Origin of the sequence: Brachyspira hampsonii 30446, from assembly GCF_000316195.1 — a bacterium.
GTDB lineage: Bacteria > Spirochaetota > Brachyspiria > Brachyspirales > Brachyspiraceae > Brachyspira > Brachyspira hampsonii_C.
Map to the genome: position 1 here is coordinate 174634 of NZ_JH994111.1, position 22525 is coordinate 197158.

Consider the following 22525-nt stretch of genomic DNA (forward strand, 5'->3'; position numbering starts at 1 on the left):
GGCTCGATTTTTTTACAGCCAAGGCATAAGACTTGAATAGGGTATCGAGACAAAATTTTTAAACATTCATGGTGTGTTTAATCCCACTTTCCTATATCACCATAAAAAAATCTCGCTTAAATGTGCTGACAACTAAAGTTATCAGCAGCTCGATTTTTTTATCGCCAAGCCAAAGACTTGAATAGGGTATCGAGACCTTTGATGATTTATTTAAATATATAGATGAATCCCGCTTTCCTACATTACCATTATCAATAAAAAATCGCTCGTCAATAATCCATGCCATTCTCTCGAATGTCAGGCACTCGCAATTTTTATCTAGGCACGCAGAGCGCGAGTAGGGTATCGAGACTTAAACAGGTAATAACATTTGAAAGAGAAATCCCGCTTTCCTACATTGCCGAAGGCACGCAGAGCGTAGTAGGGTATCGAGACGCTAGCAGTTAAACATATTGATAATGTTTAATCCCGCTTTCCTACATTACCATTATCAATAAAAAATCGCTCGTTAATAAGCCCCTGCCATTCTCTCGAATGTCAGGCACTCGCAATTTTTTATTTAGGCACGCAGAGCGTAGTAGGGTATCGAGACTGGCTTTTTTTAGCCTTTATATTCTTTTCACATTAATATGTAAATAACATATAAACATGTCAAAGAACTATATACATAATACTATATATTTTTATTTTTGCAAGGATTTTATTAATATACATTTTTTCTGAAATTTTAAAATGTTATATAAAACTTATAAAAATTCTTCTAAAATTATATATTTATGATTTATATTATTGATTTTATCATTTTTATGTATATACTGAAAATACAAGCACATTTTATGGAGATAGTATGGAATATTCTCAAATTCATGATATTAAAGATATTTCTTATTTTATAAGGACAGGTAAAAATAGTTATAAAGTAAAAGTAAAGAAATTATTAACTATACTTGCTACATTTATAATAGAAAATAGTTCTTTTAATAAAGATTCTAAAGATGAAAAAAAATTAGAGGAAAAATATAGTAAGTCAATATATAAAACTCAGTTTGAAACTGTATTTAAATTAAAATATTCAAAATTAGAATGTGCAAGATTAAAATGTACTAAATTAAATTCTAAAGAATGTATGATATGTGATGAAAAAGAAAAATGCAGAAAAAGAGAAGAAGAAAAAAATAATTTTGATAGGGAAGATAAAGAGAATTTAGAAAAAGTGATAAATGCCTCATATAAACAGGCTATTGATTTTATCATGGACTTTAGAAATATTCTTATACATAAAAATGTTAGGGACGATCATTTTGACCATTGTAAATTTAAAGAATTTAATGCAGAATTATTTAATTTCCTAAAATTATGTTTAGATAATGAAATAAATTTAGATGCTAAATATATAGAAAAAATTAAAAAAGAAAATCCAAAATTATCTTTAGAAAAATATAAAAATAAGGATTTATATATAAGAGAAGCATTAAATGTAGACTTTAACGAAATGAAAACATCATTTAAAAATGTACCTTTTGTATATGCTTTAATGATTATAGCTATGTTTACAGAAAAAAAGCATATAAAAGAAATATTAGATTTAATAAAGTTAAAAGGATACATTAATGAATTAGTTTTATCTTTTTCATTAAGAGGCGGATATAAAACACTTGTACCGGGTGTTGAATTTGATGATGATAAATTATATTATAATCAAATAAAATTCAAAGATAAATTTAATAGTGAAGTATTTAATAAATCAGGAAGAATAAAGAAAAATATAAAAGATTTTGATGATAAATATGATACAGTAAATCAAAATAAAAATCAGGCAGATATTTTTTATTTGTATAAAAAGGCTCTTAAATTTTACAGCTACAGCAATAGTTTTCCAAAAATAGTAGAATTGGAAGATATTATCAGAAAAGATAATACAAATAAATTGATAAAAATAAGAAAAGAAAAAATAAATAAAAATGCTAAAAATGAAATAGAAAGAAAAGAAAAAATAGATAAACTAGAAAACTCAAAAGAAGAAATAGAGAAATCTTTAATCAATGTATTTAGAAATGAAGATATCTTTATGAAAGAGGCTTTAAATTTTATTACAGAATATGGTAAGTTTGGAAATTTGAAAAGCTCATTTTTTGAAGATACTTGGTCTATAGTGGGAAATGCTGCTATATGGGCAGTTCCTGTTGATAAATATTATATTGATACTAGAAGAAAAGTAAAGCCTTCTAAAAATGCTGATGGATCTATATACAAAATAGTTTATAATGATATTGATAAAAAAAATATAGATATGATAAAGTATAGTATTAATAAATACAATCTTACAGCTTTGCTTACATCTATAATGATTTCTGATAATGTAATATTTAATAATTTGCAGTCAGCAGCATCTTATTTGCATATAAAAAAAGAATATAAAAATAATAATAAAAAATACAATGTCAGATCATTAGAAGATATTTTAAAAGAAAAAGTAAGTAAATATAGTGTATATCAGAAAACTAAATTTTGTGTAAGGGCTATAAGAAGAGAAATAGTTAAAGATAAACATATACATCAAAGAGATAGTATTGTGCTTCATGATAAGTTAATGATGATTATATCAAAACTTAATGTATATAGTTTTTCATCTCCTTATGAATCAATTAAAAAAGCATTTGACTCTATTCACATAGATATTCCTGATAATATAAAAGCTATACTAAAGATAAATACTCTTGACAGTCTTACTGATGAGTGTATAAAACTTACTGTTAAATTTGCTGAAAATAATAAAAATAAAAGTAAGAATCCTAAAGATGAAACTAACATTTTATATAAAAGCTGGAGTAAATATGCTTTTTCTCCTAATTATTCTATGAATAAAGATAAAAGTGATTATTATAAAGATACAGACAGCACAATTTATGAAGCTTTGAGATGGGATAGTATAAAAGAAACTTTATTTTCAAAAGAATTTAATGATTATAAAACTAGAAAATATGATTTATTATCCATACTATTAAAATATTTTAAATATAAAAATTATACTATTCCTATAATTATTAATTTTTATGAAGAATATAAATCTAAAAATAAAATAAAAAAATTTAGAGATAATGAAATAAGAAATATATTAGCTCAGGAAATGATTCTTGCATTAATTTCTAAGAAATATGCTAATTTGATTGTACATAGAAATAAATATTTAGGAAAAAATACAAGCATTATTTTTGAATATAATAATAGAAGTGTTTTAGACTTTGATTTAGTTTGGGTATTAAAAACACCTATTAGGATTAATATTAGAGATTATTATAAAAAAGATGTGAGAAATGATTTAGAATGGCTGCTTGATCCTCAGAGAATAAATAAATCATCTATGAAAAAAGAAGATTTGGAACTTTCTATATCTAATTCTATAGAGGCATTTAATATTATAGTTCAAGATGAAGTTTTAAAAAATTTTATTAATCCCACAATTACTGAATTAAAAGAAGGAGAAGAGCTTGATGTAATAAAAGTTAAGGAATTGGTGCGTGTATTGATGTGGGCTGCTAAAGAGTTTTTATATTTTATATGTGCTATAGAGTCTCATTTAATTTATAAATGTCATAAAGCGTATGGTTTTGAAAGTATAATAAAGGAAGATGGATATGTAGATTTTAACTCTTTAGTTAACTTTAATAATGATAAAATGACTCCAAAGATATCAGAAACCATAAAAGATGTTAGAAATATGATTTGTCATATGAGAGTAAAAGATGGTACAGATATAACTGCTATAGATTATAAGAGAAGTATTATTATTATTAATCTTGTATTAGAAGCTTTAAAATTAAATGACATTTATAAATCCTATAGTAATATAAAATAAGAAAGGAAATTATAATGCTAAAAAACAATAAGAATCTGATAACTTTTAAAGAAGTTTTTGATAAATTAACTTTTAATAATAAAAAAAAATTAATGGAATTAGTTTATAGTATCAATGATTATAATATAAAGAATAAAATTGCTATTACAAAAAATAAGAAAGGTGATGATTTTAATTATAATATATCTAATCTTAGTTATGATGAAATTACTTATATAAAAAATTATATAGATATGTGTTTTGACAATTGTGATTATATAGAAGATAAGGATTATATAAATGAGTATATAAAAAAAGTAAGTAAGTATATAAAAAAAGTAGTTGATTTTCAAATAAAAAATAATAATGAGGATTTTCCTTTTTTATATTTGCTTTCATTGTTAAAATTATATTCTGATAATTATAAAGATTTATATATATTTATGAATAATATTGGAATACATTATGATATTATTAGATTAATATTTTTTGATATAGAAGTATATGATATTTATATAGATGAAAGCGGGAATATAGATCCTGATTATGAAGAAAAAAAATTATTTGTAGTTGGAGGGTATTATACCAAAAATATAGGATACAATGATTGGAAAGATATGACAAATGCAGTATTAGATGATTTGGAATTAAACTATTTTCCTAATGAATATGATAGGTATACTGATACTTCTAAGAAAAAGAGGATAATTTTTCATAGAAGAGAAATAAAAGACTTTAAGAAAAAAAAGCTGATAACAAAAGATATATTTAAATTTATAAAAGAAAATAAAGGTGAATTAGTATGTATATATGAAAAGAATCCTAATGGCATTGAGTTTACAAAAAATTATTATTTAGATTTAGTTTCAAAATTAATAGTTAATACATTAAATAAAATTTTATCAGATATAGATTTTGATATTAATAAAATGCTTCTTATCATACATATTGCTTCTAGAGGTGATAAAAATGCATCTAATATATATGATTTTATATGTGTTAATAAGTTTTTAGATTATTTGATCAAGAGTAATGTGGGTATTAATCAAATAAAAAAAGAATGGAAATTACATTATGAAGAATATACTAAAAAAAATATTACTATAAGTGAATCTGATATAAAATCAAATGTTTATGAAAGTATAGAAGAATGGAAGATAAAATATTCTGTTGCAAATAAAAATATAGATTATAAATTATTTAATCCTTCTAATGCATTAACTGATAGTAGATTGGTTTTTGCTGATTACTTTTGTAATACTTTTTATAATAATGATGGTTCAGATTCTAAAGAAATTTTTAAAGAGTTTAGTATATATTCAGAAACCAAATACAGTTCATTTGATAAAGATCCTATTGATTTTTATTTTGATAAATATGACTATTATACAATATTAAACAGATATATCTTTTATAAAAAATTAGCATCACATAACAAAATAGGCGATAGAAGAAAAAAATTTGCTGAGAATGACAGCACAAAAATATTGAATTTTTTTAGAGAAGATAAGAAGTTATATAGAAGAGTAAGTTATTTAGTTCATGCTGTAAAAAGTATATTAGATAATTTAGAGATAGAATCCAATAATGAGTTTAAGTATGATAATATATTGGAAAGCTATGATATATTAATTAAGCTATTAGAAAAAATTAAAGAAAATAATTTAAAAGAAAATTTTGTATATAGGAAACTCGATTCTATTATATTTATGATTAATACAGCTAAACTTGCTATTTATAATCATAGTGATAATACAGATAAATCTTTAGAAATGATTGAGATTAATAAAAGTAATATAGAAAATATAGATAATGATTATTTCTTTTTAAGGGAAAAGATACTTTTTGATAATATAAGTATGGTTGCTTTATGGGATTTTTATAAATGCGGCGATATTATTAAAAGTATAGAGAATGTTATTTTTAGTAAAAAATATGACGATGAATTGTATAGAGATGACATAGCAAGACTATATGGTACACTTGGTCAGACATATATTGTTCACTATTATCTTACAGAAGATAAAGAAGATTTGGAGAAAGCTAAAGAATATTTTTCTAAATCTAAAGAGTTGTTTAAAGACGATAAGGAAAATATAGGCAGAGTATATAGTAATTTGATGCTTTATGCTATTACAGCAGGTAATGAAGAAGAGTTTTTAGATTATCTTTATAAATATCTTACAAAAAGAGAAGAAAAGTTTAATAATATTGATTTGTTAATTGAAGAATTAGTTTCCTATATAGATAACAACAATCAGCCTGATAAAAGCGATAAATATTTGATAATAAGGCTTTTAAGATACTGCAAGAATTTTAGTACTGAATACAGCAGAAGAATATCTGATATACTTATAGAAAAAAGCGGCAATTTCTATAATAATAAAGAAAGAAGAAAATCATCAGAGGATGTAGATATAGAAAAAGATTATTGTTTTGTATATTATAAAAGAAAAAAAGAAAAACTATCTTTGTCAAATAGCTATATATTTGTAGAAAATTTACGAGTTAAAATCAAAAAAGGCGATGAAGAAAAAAGGGAAGCTTATTTTCAGCTTATGAGAAAACTTTCCCTATATTTAACGGAGATATTAACAGGAGATGATAGCTATTTTGATAAGGCTGTAAATATATTAAAAGAAATGCTTGAGCTTCCGAATACTGATTATGAGAAAGCGTTTGGAAAGTTTTTGGAAGAAAGTAAGGAATCTGATTTAGATAAACATAAATGGGCTTGTAATTTAAGTAAAAAGTTATATATGTGATATTTTTTTCGTAAAATAGTTTGACTTATTTAAAAAAGTTTATATAATATAGAATATCAAGTCTCTGGTATTTATCCCCAGAGTTTATTTATTATTTTTTGACTTTGTTTTTAGGCTTTTTGCTTAGAAACAGTATTTTGAAATTAAATACAATTATTTAATTTCTGTTTGTTTTACAACTTTTATATAAAATAATAATTTAAACTTTAAGGGGTTAAGTATATCTATTAAAAAATTATTCATTACAGTTTTAATCCCTTAAAATTTTATTGTTATTACTGCTGTATAATTATGTATTTAATATACAGTATAGCTCTTTTACATTATAAATATTGTTTTTTTATTAAAATTAATTTTTTATAGTTTTTTTAATAATTTTTTAATATAATACTTGATATATTTTGTAAATATGCTATTATATGACTTATAAGATAAAGATATTTAGCTACTGCTAAAGTTTGAAAATATCGATTTTTACGACTTTGTCTCTTCTGGTTGTTTAGGAAGAAACAGTATTTACAATTTAATTTTTTTAATGATATTTTTTATAAAACTTAAAAGGAGCTAAATATATATGCCTATTAATTTTTTTTCTAATAAAAGTAATCTCAATACTGTTCACTATATAGTGAGTAGTCTATTAACTTATGATAATAGTATTGCTCAAATAATTAGAGTGAATAAGAATATCAAAAAGAATCATTTTAAAAAATTAAAAAAGAAAAGTAGTTACAGCTATTGGAAACTTAACCATCATATTAAGTTGTTTTCATAATTATTCATAAAGAATATTGTATTTTAATTCTATATAAAAAGGAGTTTTTATGGATAAAAATATAATTTTAATATTAAAGATTGTAAAAGCAGCTGCAGAGGTATTAGTAGAATATTTCAGCAACAAAGAAAGTGTTTAATTAGGAGGTTAATATGTTTGGAAGTATTATTCGTATTTTAGTACCTATCATTACAGTAAAAATAATTACTGAAATTATCAAAAAACGTTAGGTCTAATTATATTTATGGTAAATAAAAAGGAGGGTATATCAAATAATTATTTAAGTTATTTGAGTTGTGTATTTTATATAAATGCAGTTTGGTATAAGGCTATATGTTTAAAGGAGTAATATATGCATAAACAAAATAGTAGGCATACAAAAAACAATAATAAAGGCATTTCAAAAAATAATAGGAGGAAAATAAAAATGTCAAACAATAATTTAAATAATAATATTTCTAATAATGAGTCTATTAATTCAGCAAGAAAATTTAAATATAGTGAGCATCTTGCTAATTTAAATAAGACTATGAATGAGCATCTTAAAAATCTTGAGGAAAATTTAGATAAAAATACTGATTTATGTAGCTGCTGTTGGGGCTTAGGTTATTTACCTGAATCAAAAGACTTAGAAGCAGATATTCAAATTAAAGAGTATGAGAAAAAATTAATCAAAGCATCTGTCATAGTCAAAGATGATAATAAAAATGCAAAACGCAATACTGAGGTAATTTCTGAAACAAGATATTTATATAACGACGGTTCTAACAAAAAGATAGTTCCTGAAGAAAGTGTAGAGGAAGTAAAATCTATAGCTTCTAAAAAAGAAAATACTGATACAAAAGATTATAAACATACAGCTGAAAATACATCGGATAAATTATCAATAAAGACGGTAAGGTTAATAGTAAAAAGTTAAATGAGAATGAAGAGCTTACAAGAAGATTAAAAAATGGTGAAAAGGTGGAAATTAAAGATAAATATGATCAATTTAAAGCACAGTATTTGAATCAGCTTCCTAAAGCATCATTATGCGGAGCAGTATTTTCAGGTATTAGTGCTATATCAAAAGAAGATACTAGAGATGATATGAAATAATTAGCAAATTTTAGTTAATGAAATCGTTAGGAGGGTACTATCAAATAAGCAGTTAATATTTTTTTTAGTTATTTGCAGTCTGTATTTTAGAGTTTTTCTAAAATACAGCATGGTTTTAGCAATATGTTAAAGGAGTAATATATGTATAATCAAGATAATAATAACTATAGACAAAATAATAACTATAAAGGCAGAAATCATAAAAATAGAAAGAATAATAGAAGTAGAAATAGAAAAAATAATGCAAAATATAATAATGTATTTAGAAATAAAAATCTAGAAATTAAAAACTTTGATATTGGCAGTGATTTAACCAATGGCATTATAGAAGATAGTACCCCGCATAAAGATATTTCCGGCAATATGGCGGATTCTATTGGATTGGGAAGAAGTGTAAAATATCAGGATCATCGTAATAATTTAAGTAAAGCTATGAATAATTATACTGAGGCTTTAAAAAAGGTTTCAGATTCAAAAATAAATATGGATCCAAAAAAGCGTATAGGATTTATAGATGAGGTTAAGTTAACTGAATCATATAATGTAAATGCAGCTGAACAATGCAGAGAATATAAAACAGAAGCAAGATTAACTAAACCGGGAGATCCGGAAGCAGATATTATAGTCAGAGATGGTAATACAGAGACAAAATATCAAGTAAAAGATAATGGAAATGCAAAAGTTAATACAGAAGAAATTTCTAAAAAAAGATATTCAGGAGAAGATGGTTCAAATAAAAAGATAGTTCCTGAAGAAAATGTAGATGAAGTAAGAGCAATAGCTTCTAAAAAACAAAATACTGATACAAAAGATTATAAGCATACAGCAGAAAATACATACGACAGATTATCAAGCAAAGATGGTAAAGTTAATAGTGAAAAGTTAAATAGAAATGAAAGTGAAGAGCTTACAAGAAGATTAGAAAATGGAGAAAGAATAGAAGTAAAAAATAAAGATGCTAAATTTAAAGCACAGTATTTGAATCAGCTTCCTAAAGCAGCATTATGCGGAGCATTATTTTCAGGCGGAAGTGCATTTATCGGAGAGTTTGTAAAGTTCTTATCAAATGGGTGTAATTTAACAGAAGATGAGTTTATAGAATCAGCATATAAAGTTCTTACTGCTACTGCTGATGGGGCTGCCAAAAGTGCATTAGGAGTTACTTTTACTTATTTAGGAAATAATATAGGTTCTTCACTACTTGGAAATGCTAATATTGCAGGCGGTATGGCGGTAATGACAATAGATACATTAAAAAGTATGTACAGATTTATTACAGGTAAAATAGATACTGTTGAGCTTATGGGAGAGGTATCTCAGAATTTTGTTTCTATAACATCTACTTCATTAGGTGCTTATGCAGGTTCTCTAGGAGGAAGTGCATTAGCTGGGGTTATAGCTTCTAATATGTCTATGGGTGCCGCTGCAGCAGCTTCATTGGGAGCTTTTGCAAGCATAGCAGGCTCTGTTGTAGGAGGACTAGCCGTTGGAATTACAGTATCTTATCTCATATCAAAAGACAGTCAGGCAGGATTGGAAATAGCAAGAAGAGATATAGAATCAGCTTATCAGACTTTTGCTAAAGACCGTAATTTATATGCTTTAGTAGACGGTGTTGGTACTCAAAGAGATTGGGAGTTTAGTTTCAAGAGTTTAATACCATTCGGAGGAGTTTTTGCTCAGATATCAGAATATTCAGCACGCAAATCCGAACTGAGTAGAATATCTAGTATGTTAGACAGAGAATATCAGAATATAGATGAAGGAAAAAGAAGAGTATTGGAAGATATTAGGCAGAAATATTATGAGGCAAAAACAAGTATAGAAGAAACATTCTACAGCAGTGTAAATACAATGTTTGATAATGATAGAGTTGATTTGACTAATCAGTTAATGGATTATTTGAATCAAAAGAGAACTATATATGCATTAAGGGAGAAAAAATATTTTAATGAAATACAGAAAATAGATGAGAGAAACAGCAAATTAGCATCAGAGATTCAGAAAGATGAATTGTTCTTTAATGAAATAGAAAATCTTACTAATATGATTAAAGATTCTGATATAGAAAATAGGGAAATGATAATAGATGCTATAGCTTATTTAGTATCTGACGAGTGGCTTAAAAGTTTTAAGAGCGATGATGATGAGCTATACAATTTATTATCAGAATATGGATTATTAGACTAATATTTTATAAGGAGTATTATTTATGTATGATTTTATTTTTAATAAGATTTGCAGCTATGGTTTAGAGAAAAAAAGAGAAAAAATTAAAAGAAAGATAGATGATGTAAATGCATATAGAGAACTTGCATTTAAGGATATTTATGATGCTAAAGAAAGGTATAATACTAAATTAAATGAAATAGTAAATTTTCTTAATGGTATTAGAGATGAAGCAGAAATGAATTTTAAGCCAATAGTGCAAGAAGAATTATATGAAGTAGCTGAGATAATAAGAAAATCTTATGACTTGTTATTTAGCATAACAGATTATAATGCCCAAATAAAGATACTTAACTATAAGAAAGATTATCATAGAACAGAAATAAATTTTTTCAAAAGAAGAAGAGAAGAATGTTACAAAGTTATAAAAATATTATCTCTTTCAAAGAAAAAGGATGCAAGATTAAAATGGTTTAATGAAGCTAATGGTACAAATGTTAAAACCATAGATGAACTTAGAGATTTAAGAGGAAGTTATTATAATATTGATTTGTTAATTGATTTATGCGAAAAGGATTTAAAAAACTATAGAAATATTAAAAAACTTAGAGAATATATAAAAATGTCAGATAAAAAGATTCATCTTCTTTATGATAAAGTAAAAGATATTGATGCAAAGATAGAAAAATTGAGAGAAACTATTTTTAACTATACGGAGGATTATTATAAATTGCATAAAGATTATTTAGAGATTATTAATAAAAGATTTAATATAGAAGATGTATTTCCAAGCTACAATATGCTTATTAATAAAGGAGAAGAAGTAAGAAGTATAGCAAATAAAATAAAATTAATAAAAGAAAGCCGTGAACATTATTTTGATAAAAATAATCTTATACAAAGAAATAATATTTCATGTAAGGATTATAATAATATTAATGCAGAATATTTAAGTATAGATAAAAAAATTAAGTATTATAGAAAGGCTTTCTATTTACTAATGCAAAATAGGAGAAATGCTATATCAGATTTATATAATAGCTGTTTTAAAAAAATAGTTAAGTGTAAGAATGGAGGATATTTAGTTATAATCAATGAAAAATATAAAGATTCTAATATATTTATACCAGATTTAAGCAGTGATAAAGAAACAGTAAATAAGTAAAAATACTAAGGAGAGTTTTATGGAATATAAAATAAGAATAAGAAAACAATATTTGACAGGTATTAATAGAATGATAATATTTGCTATTATGAATGGTATTAATAATCCAAGAGAATTATTGAATAATGTTTTTAATATCTTCTACAAATATACGGTTATCAAATGTTTATCTAAACTTATGAATGTACATTTAATTTGTATAAGAGAAACTCCAAATGGAAAAGGTTTTTATTTAAATAAAAATTTTGACGGAGAGTATTGTTCTATAAAATTAGAAAATAATATAAATTTGGGCGGCACTGAAATTGAGGATATAAAAAATATATTTAAAAATAATTCATCAGATAAGAAAATATTGAAGGCATTAGATTTTAAATCTATAAATCTGTAGAAAATAAAGCATAATAATAATTTAAGGAGTAATAATAATGAAATTTTTTGAATATTTAAATAAATGGGAAAATTATTTATCTGAATTGTTGAAAAGATATGAAGATAAAAGCGGAGATTATATCAAATATTTAAGGCAATTAGAAACTATAAAAAATATTAATTCGGCAATTGTTATGTCTGTGGATTTGTTTAATACAATAAAAAATAATTATGAAAATACTTCGTCTAATATAATAGAAGATAATAAAAAAATAAGAAAGCTATCTCCGATACAGGAAATATATAAAAATGGCAGCAATGTATTTAATGTAATAGATAAAGCTGTTAATAGTAAAGAATTATTTTGTTTGATGGGCCCTCCCGGCACAGGAAAAACTACCGCTATTGTAGAAATTATTTTGCAGACTATAAAGCATAATTATAAAGCAAAAATAGCTGTATGTTCTGAAACTCATATTGCTGTGGATAATGCCATAGAAAGACTTAATACTGAAATAGAGAATGGAAATATTAACTGTTCTATTATGAGGTATGAGGAGTTTAAAAATGAGTATGATAATGAAAATTTAAATATATGCTATAAAAATTATATAGATTCTTGGAAAGAAAAATTGGAAAATATTTATAATAAGAGTTTTACAAACAGATTATTTAATGAGTTTGAAGAGCATATTATGAAAAATAGGAAGTATGATAAATATGTATGTGAGAATGCAAATATTATAGGGATAACATGCAATCAAATGGCTAGATTTAAATTAGATGAATTAGATGATATTTATGATTTAATAATTATAGACGAGGTATCAAAAAATACATTGCCTGAGATTTTAATACCTGCTTTATTTGCAAAAAAATTAATATTAGTAGGAGATCCTAATCAGCTTCCGCCTGTTTTTTGTAAAGATGAAATAGAGACTATGAATGATATAGATATGAAGTTACAGGAGGAATTAACAGATAATTCATTAGTAGATAAATTATTCTCAAATGTTGATAGAGAAACAATGTTTGGAATTCTTGATACTCAGTACAGAATGGAGGCAAAAATAGGAGATATTGTAAGTAAGTTTTTCTATAATAATGAATTGAAAAATGGTACAAAATACAGCGATGATGAAAGTATATATTGGCTTGATTATTATACAGATAAGAAATTTCCAATTAACTATGGAGGAGAATTATATAATCCGATAGAAGTTGAGTTAATAAATAATAGTATTGAAAATTCTAATATTGATGCTGATACAACTATAGCAGTTATAACTCCATATAAGAAACAAAAAAGGGAATTAAAAAATGTTATTAATAATAATGATAAATTAAAACATCTAAATATAGAAATAGATACAATAGATGCTTTTCAGGGTAAAGAGGCTGATATAGTTTATTTTAGTGTTGTTAGAAATACAGGATCTACCAGATTTTTTTCTAATATAAAGAGACTTAATGTTGCTGTATCGAGAACGAAAAAGAAATTGTATATGGTTGGAATGTCTAGGTATTGTAATAGAGTTGATATATTGAAGAACATATATTCATCTTCAAAGGTTTTGATTAGATAGAAATATCAGTTAAAGTCAATTTAATTATTAATGTATTTATTGTATAATAATTAAATTGACCATCAATCAAAAAAACAATTATTACACATTAGCCATTTTGAAAATATTATAAACATCTTCTTTATTTAAAGCTCTAAAATGTTTAAACTCAAGTTTACCGTCTTTAATACATCTTCTTGTTAAATCTTCTAAAACTTCTTCGCTTTGCACTCCAATGCCTAATTCTGTAAAGTTAGTAGGCATATTTATTTGTTTAAAATATTCTATTGTTTTTTCTATACCTTTAAGTCCTGTATCATCATCAATATTCCAAACATTTTTGGAGTATTGAATGAATCTTTGCCTTTTATCTTTAAGGCAGTATTTAGCCCAAGAACCCCACATAGTAGAAAGACTTGCCCCATGTGCAACATCAAACTTTGCACTTAATTCATGACCGAATTTATGAACTATAAAATCAAAAGTAAGCCCTAAACCTGTTAAAGTATTATGAGATAAACTTCCGCACCACATAAGCTCGCTCATAGCATCATAATTAGTTTTATCTTTCATGGCTATTAATCCATTTTTAAATATTGTTTTTAAAACTGCTTCAGCAATTGCATCTGTAGTTTGATTATTGTCTCCATTTACAGAGCCTTCACTATCTCCGAAATATCTGTCGAATGTATGCATAAGCATGTCTGATATTCCGCATGCTACTTGATAATATGGCAAAGTAAAAGTGAGGCATGGATTCATTATAGCAAATTTAGGACGATTAAATTCTGTAGGAAGTCCTCTTTTATCGAGAGTTTCTTCATTAGTAAGTACAGCAGAATTGCTGGTTTCACTTCCTGCAGCAGAAATTGTAAGTATGCAGCCTATAGGTATGCTTTTTTCAACATTTTTCACTCTAGTCCAAAAATCCCATATATCAATATCCGGATTAGATGCCCCATGAGCTATTGCTTTGGCTGTATCTATAACGCTTCCGCCTCCTACTGCAAGTATAAAATCTGCATCAAAATCTATTGCTTTTTTTACGCCCTCTCTTGCATGAGAAAGTGTCGGATTAGCTCTTACATTGCCGAATAATTCATATTCTATATTATCATTTTTTAATATATTTTCTACTTTATAAAGAAGTCCGCTTTCTTTTACGCTTTTTGTACCGTATACTACTAATACTCTTTGGCATCCTAATTTTTTTATTTCATTTCCTACAGTATTTTCTGTGTCTTTTCCAAATATTACTTTTGTAGGATTATTATATATAAAACTTTGCATATTTTCTTCCTTTATTATATTAGTATATATGATATTTTGTGCTGGAATAATATTATAATGATTTTAATTTATAATACAATATAAAAATAAAAATACTATAAAAATATTTTCATTTTTTTAATAAAATTTTTTAAATATAATTTTTTTATTATACTTGATATTTATTTATTATCTAATATACTATGAATATTATTTATTTTGAGATTGGAGTATTAAAGGTGAGACATATTAGATTTTTAGTTATACTATTGACTTTTAGTTATTCTATATTCGCATTAACAGCAAATGAAACTAATTTATTTAATGCAATTAATGAAAAAAATTCGGATAATGTATCAAATATATTGAATAACTCTGCGGATATAGATGTAAATGTACTAGATATTGAAGGGTATACTCCTTTACATAGAGCAGTTTATAATAAAGATTTAAATACTGTCAATGTTCTTTTGAAAGATAAAAATATAGATATTAATTCTAAATTAGATATGAAGGTAAGTATAGATGGTTGGTATCTAGGCGGTGCTACACCATTAATATTGGCTTCATATATTGGAGACACTAATATAGTTTCAGCTTTGCTTGAGAATAATGCTGATATTAAGGCTAGAGATAATGTAGACGGCAGTATGGCTATACATATGGCTTCTGCTAATGGTAATAATGATGTAATAATGATGCTCCTTGCTAAAGATTCTTCTACTATAAATGATGTAGATAATAGAGGTAATACTCCATTACATTGGGCTGCTATGAAGGATAAGCCTGAAACTATTAAATTATTAATGGATAATGGGGCAGATATAGAAGCCAAAGATGCAGACGGATGGACACCTTTACATTATGCTGCTGCTTTCTCCTCTCTTCAAACAGTGCAGACACTTGTTGATTTGGGTGCTGACAAAATGAGCAAAACAAAGGACGGAAATGAGCCTGTATATTATGCTAAAGGTGATGATGTTAAGAATTATTTATCAGGAAATGATAATATAGTAAGAGAAGGTACTCCTGAAGATAATTTGCAAGGAGATGAAACTGTAGTAGCTGATAATAATACTGCAGATAATAATACTGAAGAAACAGCAGCAGAAGAAAAAACCGCAGAAGATACAACTGCAGAAGAGACTGAAGTTGCTATTACAGATGTCGAGGTTGTTGATAATAATACAGAAGAGAATGTATATGATGAAGAAGTTATTAATACTGAACTAGATGTTAAACAGCTTGAGCTTTTAGTTGCTGTTAAAAATAATGATATAATAGCCTTAAATACTTTAATAAAAGAGGGGGTTAATCCTAATTTTGCAGATGAAAATGGATATACTCCTTTACATTTAGCGGTTATCAATAATAATTTGGATACAGTAGAAGCCTTACTTAATTATAAAGATATAAATAAAGAAGCAAAACTTCCTTATAAAGCTACTTTGGATAATTGGTATTTAGGCGGAGCTACTCCTTTAATAGTTGCTTCTTATGTAGGTAATGCTGATATAGTTTATACTTTAATAGAAGCAGGATGCGATATAAGGGCTAGAGATGATATAGATGGTGCTATGCCTATACATGTGGCTTCAGCAAATGGAAATGATGATACAGTTATATTATTATTGGAAAAAGATAAAACATTGGTAAATGAAGCTGATAAAAATGGAAATGATACACCATTGCATTGGGCTTCTATGAAAAATAAACCTTCTACAGTTAATATCCTTTTGAAATATGGTGCAGACAGTAAAATACAAAATACAGATGGCAATACAGCACTTCATTATGCTGCTATGTATGCCTCTTCTGATGTTATAAAAAATATAGTTAATGCTGATAAATCAAGTGTTAATATGTCAAATAATGAAAATATGTATCCTATACATTATGCAGCTTTAGAAAATAATGTTGATGCTTTAGTATCATTAGTTCAGGACGGAAAGGCAGATGTTAATATAAAAGATTCTAATAACGATACAGCCTTACATTATGCTGCTGCTTATGGTAATATGGACAGTGTTATGTCATTAGTAGAAAAATGCTATGCTGATAAAACATTAAAAGACAGCGACGGATATACAGCTGCCGATTTAGCTTCAGATAATGGTTATAATAATATAGCTAATTATTTAAAAGGTGCTTCTTATGTACCTGCTGATAACAATCAGGATAATACAGATAATAATGCTCAGGAATTAATATTGCCTGAATACAATAAAAAGCCTAATTTGGATAAAAAATGGTGGTAATTTAATTTTATTATAATTGTGATTTTTAAGGCTTGGAATTTTCAGAAATTTCAAGCCTTTATTTATTGCTTTTAGCAAATTAAACTGTTTTTTTAGGTTAATTATATTTTATAAAGTTTTAATAAATTATTGTATATTTTATCTATAAATAATATACTTGTTTTAAAATTACTTGGCAAGGTTAACTATAAGATTATTTAATTAAAAAATTACAAAATACAATGTTTTACATGTTGTATAAATTGATATTTTAGTATGTAAATATGTATTCTTTTGCTTGTATACGGAACGGCTGTGTGTTTTGTAGGTATAGTCTGCAAAATTAATAAATAAAATTAGTTTTGAAACAAGGCTAATACTAAAAAATAGTATAATAAAATTTGCAATAGAAATAAATATATAATACAATATAAGATAATATATTAATTGAGAGGAATGAAGAATATGTTTAAAGGCACTACAATATGTGCAGTATGCAGAGACGGAGTTACGGCAATAGCTGGAGACGGACAGGTTACATTGGGTGAAACCGTGATGAAGCCTAATGCAGTTAAATTAAGAAAACTATACGGCGGCAAAGTGATATCAGGTTTTGCAGGATCTACTGCCGATGCATTTACATTATTTGAGAAATTTGAAAAAAGACTTCAGGAATTTTCAGGTGATTTAACCAGAGCAGCAGTTGAGCTTGCACGCGAATGGAGAACCGATAAGATGCTTAGGAATTTGCAGGCTTTAATCATAGTAGCAAGCAAAGATAAAATGCTTTTACTTTCAGGTAACGGCGATGTTATAGAAAGTGAAAATAATATATTAGCTATTGGAAGCGGCGGTCAGTATGCTAAGGCGGCTGCTATGGCATTAAGTGAAAATACGGATCTTTCTGCTAAAGAAATAGCTAGAAAATCACTTGAGATAGCTTCTAAAATATGTATATACACTAACAGTAATATTTCTTTGGAGGTAATAGAATAAATATGTCATTTGATGCGAAATTAGAAAGCGAACTTACACCTAGAAAAATAGTAGATGCTTTAGATCAATATATAATAGGTCAGACAGAGGCTAAACGCTCAGTTGCTATAGCTTTAAGAAATAGATATAGAAGAAGACATTTGCCTGAAGATTTAAAAGATGAGGTTGCTCCTAAAAATATCATTCTTATAGGACCTACTGGGGTTGGTAAAACTGAAATAGCCAGAAGACTTGCTAAATTAGTAAATGCTCCTTTTATTAAGGTTGAGGCTACAAAATATACTGAAGTTGGTTATGTGGGAAGAGATGTAGAGAGTATGGTAAGGGATTTAGTTAATGTTGCCATATTCGATTTAAAAACAGCCATGATGAAAGAAGTAGAGAAAGAGGCTACCGAAATAGCATTAGATAAATTAGCTAAATTACTTCTTCCATCTGTAAAAAAAGAAAATGATGAAAATATATCAGAAGAAGAGGCAGAAAAAAAGAAAAATGCCAGAGAACAGATAAAAAAGCGTATAGCTAATGGCGATTTTGATGAAAGTTATGTTGAAATAAAAATATCATCAGGAAATAATAGAATGTTTGGTATAATTCCTGGTATGGGATTTGAAGAAAGCGATATGATTCAGTCTATGGTCGGAAGCATTATGCCTTCAAATAAAAAACATAAACGTTTGAGAGTTAAAGAGGCCAAAAAATACTTAATTAATGAGGCTTCAGAATCTCTTATAGATATGGATAAGATTACCTCTGACGCTTTAAGTCTTACAGAAAATATGGGTATAATATTTTTAGATGAGATAGATAAAATAGCTAGCGGCAATAAAACAGATAGTGCCGATGTAGCTCGTCATGGTGTTCAAAGAGATTTGCTTCCTATAGTTGAAGGTACTACAGTTAATACAAGATATGGTCCTGTAAAAACTGATCATATACTATTTATAGCAGCAGGAGCCTTCCATATAAATAAACCTTCAGATTTGATACCGGAGCTTCAGGGAAGATTTCCTATAAGAGTTGAGTTAAAGGCTTTATCAAAAGATGATTTCAAAGATATACTTGTTAATCCGAAGAATGCGATAACAAAACAGTATCAGGAATTATTGAAAACAGAAGGTGTAACAATAGAATTTGATGAAGAAGCTTTATCAGCTATAGCCGATATAGCATATAATATTAACACAAATGTTGAAAATATAGGTGCCAGAAGGCTTTATACTATTATGGAAAAAGTTTTTGAGGAGATTTCTTTCAGTGCTGATGAACATAAGGGTGAATTTATAAAAATTAATGCCGATAATATAAAAGATGCTATGAAAGACATCGAAGATAATAGAGATATAAGCAGATATATATTATAGTTTTTTTTATTTTAATGTAGATTTTTTTATTATTTTTTATAATATAGTAAATATAATTAAAAATTGGAGTTTATAAATGGATAATAACAATGAACAAGAAAGTACCGTATTTATTAAATGGGTGCCTCTATATGAAACAAGGCATAAGCTTATAGACAGTCAGCATAAAGAGCTTGTTAATATTGTTAATGAACTTTATCTTGCAACTGTTGATAATAGTGCCAATACAAATGAAGCTTTTATTAAAGCTATAAAGAAATGTATAGACTATACTCAGTATCACTTCAAAACAGAAGAAAAAATAATGGATTTGATCAATTATTCGGATGCTGAAAATCATAAGGCTATGCATAAGAGTTTTTATTTGGAAATAGTTGATCAGATTAGAAAATACGAAGAAGGTCAGCCTTTTGTAGCTAATAAGTTTATTAAGTTCTTAAAAGATTGGCTTTTGGAGCATATAGGTTTCCAAGATAAAAAATTTGTAAACGAAATCAAAGAAGTTTTAAAGAAGAAAGAAGGTAATTAATAAAACAGTATTAATATAATTTATAAACATCTGATGTTTATTATTTTTTGTTGGAATAGTATTGTATAAAAAATATAGGATTTGTTAAGTGTCGAAGAGTAACTCATACATAATTGGTGTAATTATATTAAGTATTATTAGTGCTATACTCCTATTTTTGGCGTTTCCCCCGCTTAATTTATTTCCTATGTCTTTTATTGCTTTAGTTCCGCTTAATATTATAATATTTAAAGCAGATAAAATTAGATATTATATAATATCCTCTTTTTTATTTGTATTGATTTTTTTCGGTCTTCTTTTAATGTGGATTACAGCATTTATGTTAAAAGAAACGGAAGCCGTAGTTTCTTTTTTAACTTTATTTACTATATTGTTTTTAATAACATTTTTATTTTATTTTCCGGCTATGCTGTTAAGCGGATTTCTTTCTAAGAAATTGCCGGATTTTCGATTTATTATTATACCGGCTGTATTTACATTTATGGAATATATGAGAAATGTAGGATATCTTGGATTTCCTTGGGGAATAATAGGATATTCGCAATGGAATTTCCTATTATTCATTCAGGCGGCAGATATATTTGGTGTTCTCGGTATTAGTTTTTTTATTTATTTTTCAAATTCTGTAATAGCGCATTATTTGCTTTTTATAGCTGAGAAAGATATAAAAGGAAAACATAAATATAAAAAGCCCTATATTCCCGGTTTAATATTTGCAGTTTCATTTTTATTTATTATTGCTTATGGTGCTATAAAAATAAATCTTGAAGAATCTAATAGGACTTTGCAGCCTAAAACTAGAATAGCATTAATACAGAAATCTTTTGATCCTAATATTTATTGGAATAATATATATACAGGCGAGCCTTATCATAAAAATTCTAAAGGCATACAAGGTTTCGCAGAAAAATTTTTATTAAAGCCTGAGAAATTTAAAAATGAAGAGAAACCGGACGGTGTTACGCAAAATGGTACAATATCTGTAAAAAGAATAGCAAATCTTGCCAGAGATGCCTCTCTTTCAAAGCCGTCTTTAATAGTGTATCCTGAATCTGTTACTTTGGATTCTTATGGTTTTTATATAAATGAATATAGAGATATGTTTAATTATGGTTTTGCTTCTAATTCTATGCATCCTGGAGTATATAATACATATATACTTTATGATATGATTAGATATACTCAAACATATCATTTATTAGGTACTACTATAATAAAAGAATATACTAATGAAGATGCATATAATCCGTATAAATATTATAATGGTATGGAATTCATTAATGATAAAGGTAATGTAATAGGTGAGTATTCTAAAATTAAGCTTGTACCAGGCGGAGAATCATATCCTTTTCAAGATAATGAGTTTTTACTTAATACTTTCCCTTTTAAAAACATAATTAATTTTATGTATTCTCAATTTGACAAGGCTGGTGCTAACAGATGGGACAGAGGTAAAAGTCTTACAGTATTTAGTCATCCCAATGGCTATACTTTTTCTGGGGTTATATGTTTTGAAAGTGCTTTCGGTAATTTTGTGAGAAAATTTGTATATAATGGTGCACAGACTTTAGCCGTTATCACAGAAGATGCTTGGTCTTACAGTGATGAGTCTTTGCTTCAGCATTTTTATATGTCTGTGTTTAGGGCTATAGAAAATAGAAGGGATATTGTTCATAATGGTAATTCTGGTGTTACAGGACATATATCAAGTACAGGAAAAATAATTTCAACGCTTCCTTTTTGGAAACCAGATTATATGATTGCCAATGTAGCTCTTAATGATAAAATTACTATATACACTAGATTCGGCGAATGGTTTGTATATCTTTGCATTATATCTATTATTTTGTTTGTATTATCAGCTACAACAAAAACTTTAATGGAATTAAAAGAAATTATTAAAAAACGTTTCTTTTTGAAAAAGTCTGATGAAGATGAGGCTGTATTTGCGGTGATTCCTTCTGCTAAGAAGGTTGATGAATATATTAATAATGATAATAATTATGATTTGCCTAGTTTAGATGATTTAGATGATATTGTAAGCAGTAAAAATAAAGTTCATAAGCCTGATGCAGCAGCGGAAAAAAAATATTCTGATAAATTAGATAACAATAAAAATATTAAAAAAAATGATGTTATAGAAGATGTTCATCAAAATAAAGAAAATAAAAAAGACAGCAGTAATAAAAAAATGGATCTGTTTTCTGATAATACTGTAAATTATTCTAAAGAGATGACTGATATAATAAATAATTCAAAAAGCTACAGTATATTTGAAAACGATAAATATACATCAGAAATATCTTCAGCTTTAACTAAAATCATAGAAGAAAATGATGAAAGGTTTAGCAGTAAGGATACAAAAAAGTAATAATTTGAAATAAAG

At 26.3% G+C, this 22525-nt stretch carries 14 protein-coding genes; 13 read left to right on the forward strand and 1 reads right to left on the reverse strand.

The window, feature by feature from the left end; genetic code table 11:
* The first annotated feature begins 847 nt into the window (after window positions 1-847).
* The 8 genes from A966_RS05655 to A966_RS05690 all read left to right on the forward strand — a co-directional run bounded on the left by A966_RS05655 (window position 848) and on the right by A966_RS05690 (window position 13765).
* The gene (locus A966_RS05655; protein ID WP_008723443.1) at window positions 848-3856 is read left to right on the forward strand and encodes a hypothetical protein; all 3009 of its coding nucleotides are present in this window, start codon (window positions 848-850) and stop codon (window positions 3854-3856) included.
* A 14-nt stretch (window positions 3857-3870) separates the two neighbouring features.
* Entirely contained in the window at window positions 3871-6600 is a 2730-nt protein-coding gene (locus A966_RS05660) for a hypothetical protein (protein ID WP_008723445.1), read from the forward strand.
* 1202 nt (window positions 6601-7802) lie between these two features.
* Window positions 7803-8294 carry a hypothetical protein gene (locus A966_RS05670; protein WP_176720003.1) on the forward strand — a complete coding sequence of 164 codons (492 nt, stop codon included), beginning with the start codon at window positions 7803-7805 and terminating at the stop codon, window positions 8292-8294.
* Between the two features lie 44 nt (window positions 8295-8338).
* Window positions 8339-8473, forward strand: coding sequence for a hypothetical protein (locus tag A966_RS13945; RefSeq protein WP_256093401.1), 135 nt, complete (start codon window positions 8339-8341; stop codon window positions 8471-8473).
* 141 nt (window positions 8474-8614) lie between these two features.
* Window positions 8615-10663, forward strand: a complete 2049-nt coding sequence (locus A966_RS05675; RefSeq protein ID WP_008723450.1) for a hypothetical protein — start codon at window positions 8615-8617, stop codon at window positions 10661-10663.
* A 22-nt stretch (window positions 10664-10685) separates the two neighbouring features.
* The gene (locus A966_RS05680) at window positions 10686-11807 is read left to right on the forward strand and encodes a V-type ATP synthase subunit I domain-containing protein (protein ID WP_008723453.1); all 1122 of its coding nucleotides are present in this window, start codon (window positions 10686-10688) and stop codon (window positions 11805-11807) included.
* Window positions 11808-11826: 19 nt separating this feature from the next.
* A complete protein-coding gene (locus A966_RS05685) occupies window positions 11827-12198 on the forward strand; it encodes a hypothetical protein (protein ID WP_008723455.1) in 372 nt (123 codons plus the stop codon).
* A gap of 37 nt (window positions 12199-12235) precedes the next feature.
* Window positions 12236-13765: an AAA domain-containing protein gene (locus A966_RS05690; protein WP_008723457.1), complete on the forward strand. Its 1530-nt coding sequence runs from the start codon at window positions 12236-12238 to the stop codon at window positions 13763-13765.
* A gap of 81 nt (window positions 13766-13846) precedes the next feature.
* Here A966_RS05690 and A966_RS05695 read toward each other — a convergent pair whose 3' ends face one another.
* Window positions 13847-15034, reverse strand: coding sequence for an iron-containing alcohol dehydrogenase (locus tag A966_RS05695; protein WP_008723459.1), 1188 nt, complete (start codon window positions 15032-15034; stop codon window positions 13847-13849).
* 218 nt (window positions 15035-15252) lie between these two features.
* Between A966_RS05695 and A966_RS05700 the strand changes: the two genes are divergently transcribed.
* The 5 genes from A966_RS05700 to lnt all read left to right on the forward strand — a co-directional run bounded on the left by A966_RS05700 (window position 15253) and on the right by lnt (window position 22510).
* On the forward strand, window positions 15253-17271 hold the full coding sequence (locus A966_RS05700) for an ankyrin repeat domain-containing protein (protein WP_008723462.1): 2019 nt from the start codon (window positions 15253-15255) through the stop codon (window positions 17269-17271).
* 444 nt (window positions 17272-17715) lie between these two features.
* Window positions 17716-18246, forward strand: a complete 531-nt coding sequence (gene hslV, locus A966_RS05705) for an ATP-dependent protease subunit HslV (protein ID WP_008723464.1) — start codon at window positions 17716-17718, stop codon at window positions 18244-18246.
* A 2-nt stretch (window positions 18247-18248) separates the two neighbouring features.
* Window positions 18249-19610 carry an ATP-dependent protease ATPase subunit HslU gene (hslU, locus tag A966_RS05710; RefSeq protein WP_008723466.1) on the forward strand — a complete coding sequence of 454 codons (1362 nt, stop codon included), beginning with the start codon at window positions 18249-18251 and terminating at the stop codon, window positions 19608-19610.
* A gap of 76 nt (window positions 19611-19686) precedes the next feature.
* The gene (locus A966_RS05715; protein ID WP_008723468.1) at window positions 19687-20139 is read left to right on the forward strand and encodes a bacteriohemerythrin; all 453 of its coding nucleotides are present in this window, start codon (window positions 19687-19689) and stop codon (window positions 20137-20139) included.
* Between the two features lie 88 nt (window positions 20140-20227).
* A complete protein-coding gene (lnt, locus tag A966_RS05720; RefSeq protein WP_039955570.1) occupies window positions 20228-22510 on the forward strand; it encodes an apolipoprotein N-acyltransferase in 2283 nt (760 codons plus the stop codon).
* Window positions 22511-22525 lie beyond the last annotated feature (15 nt).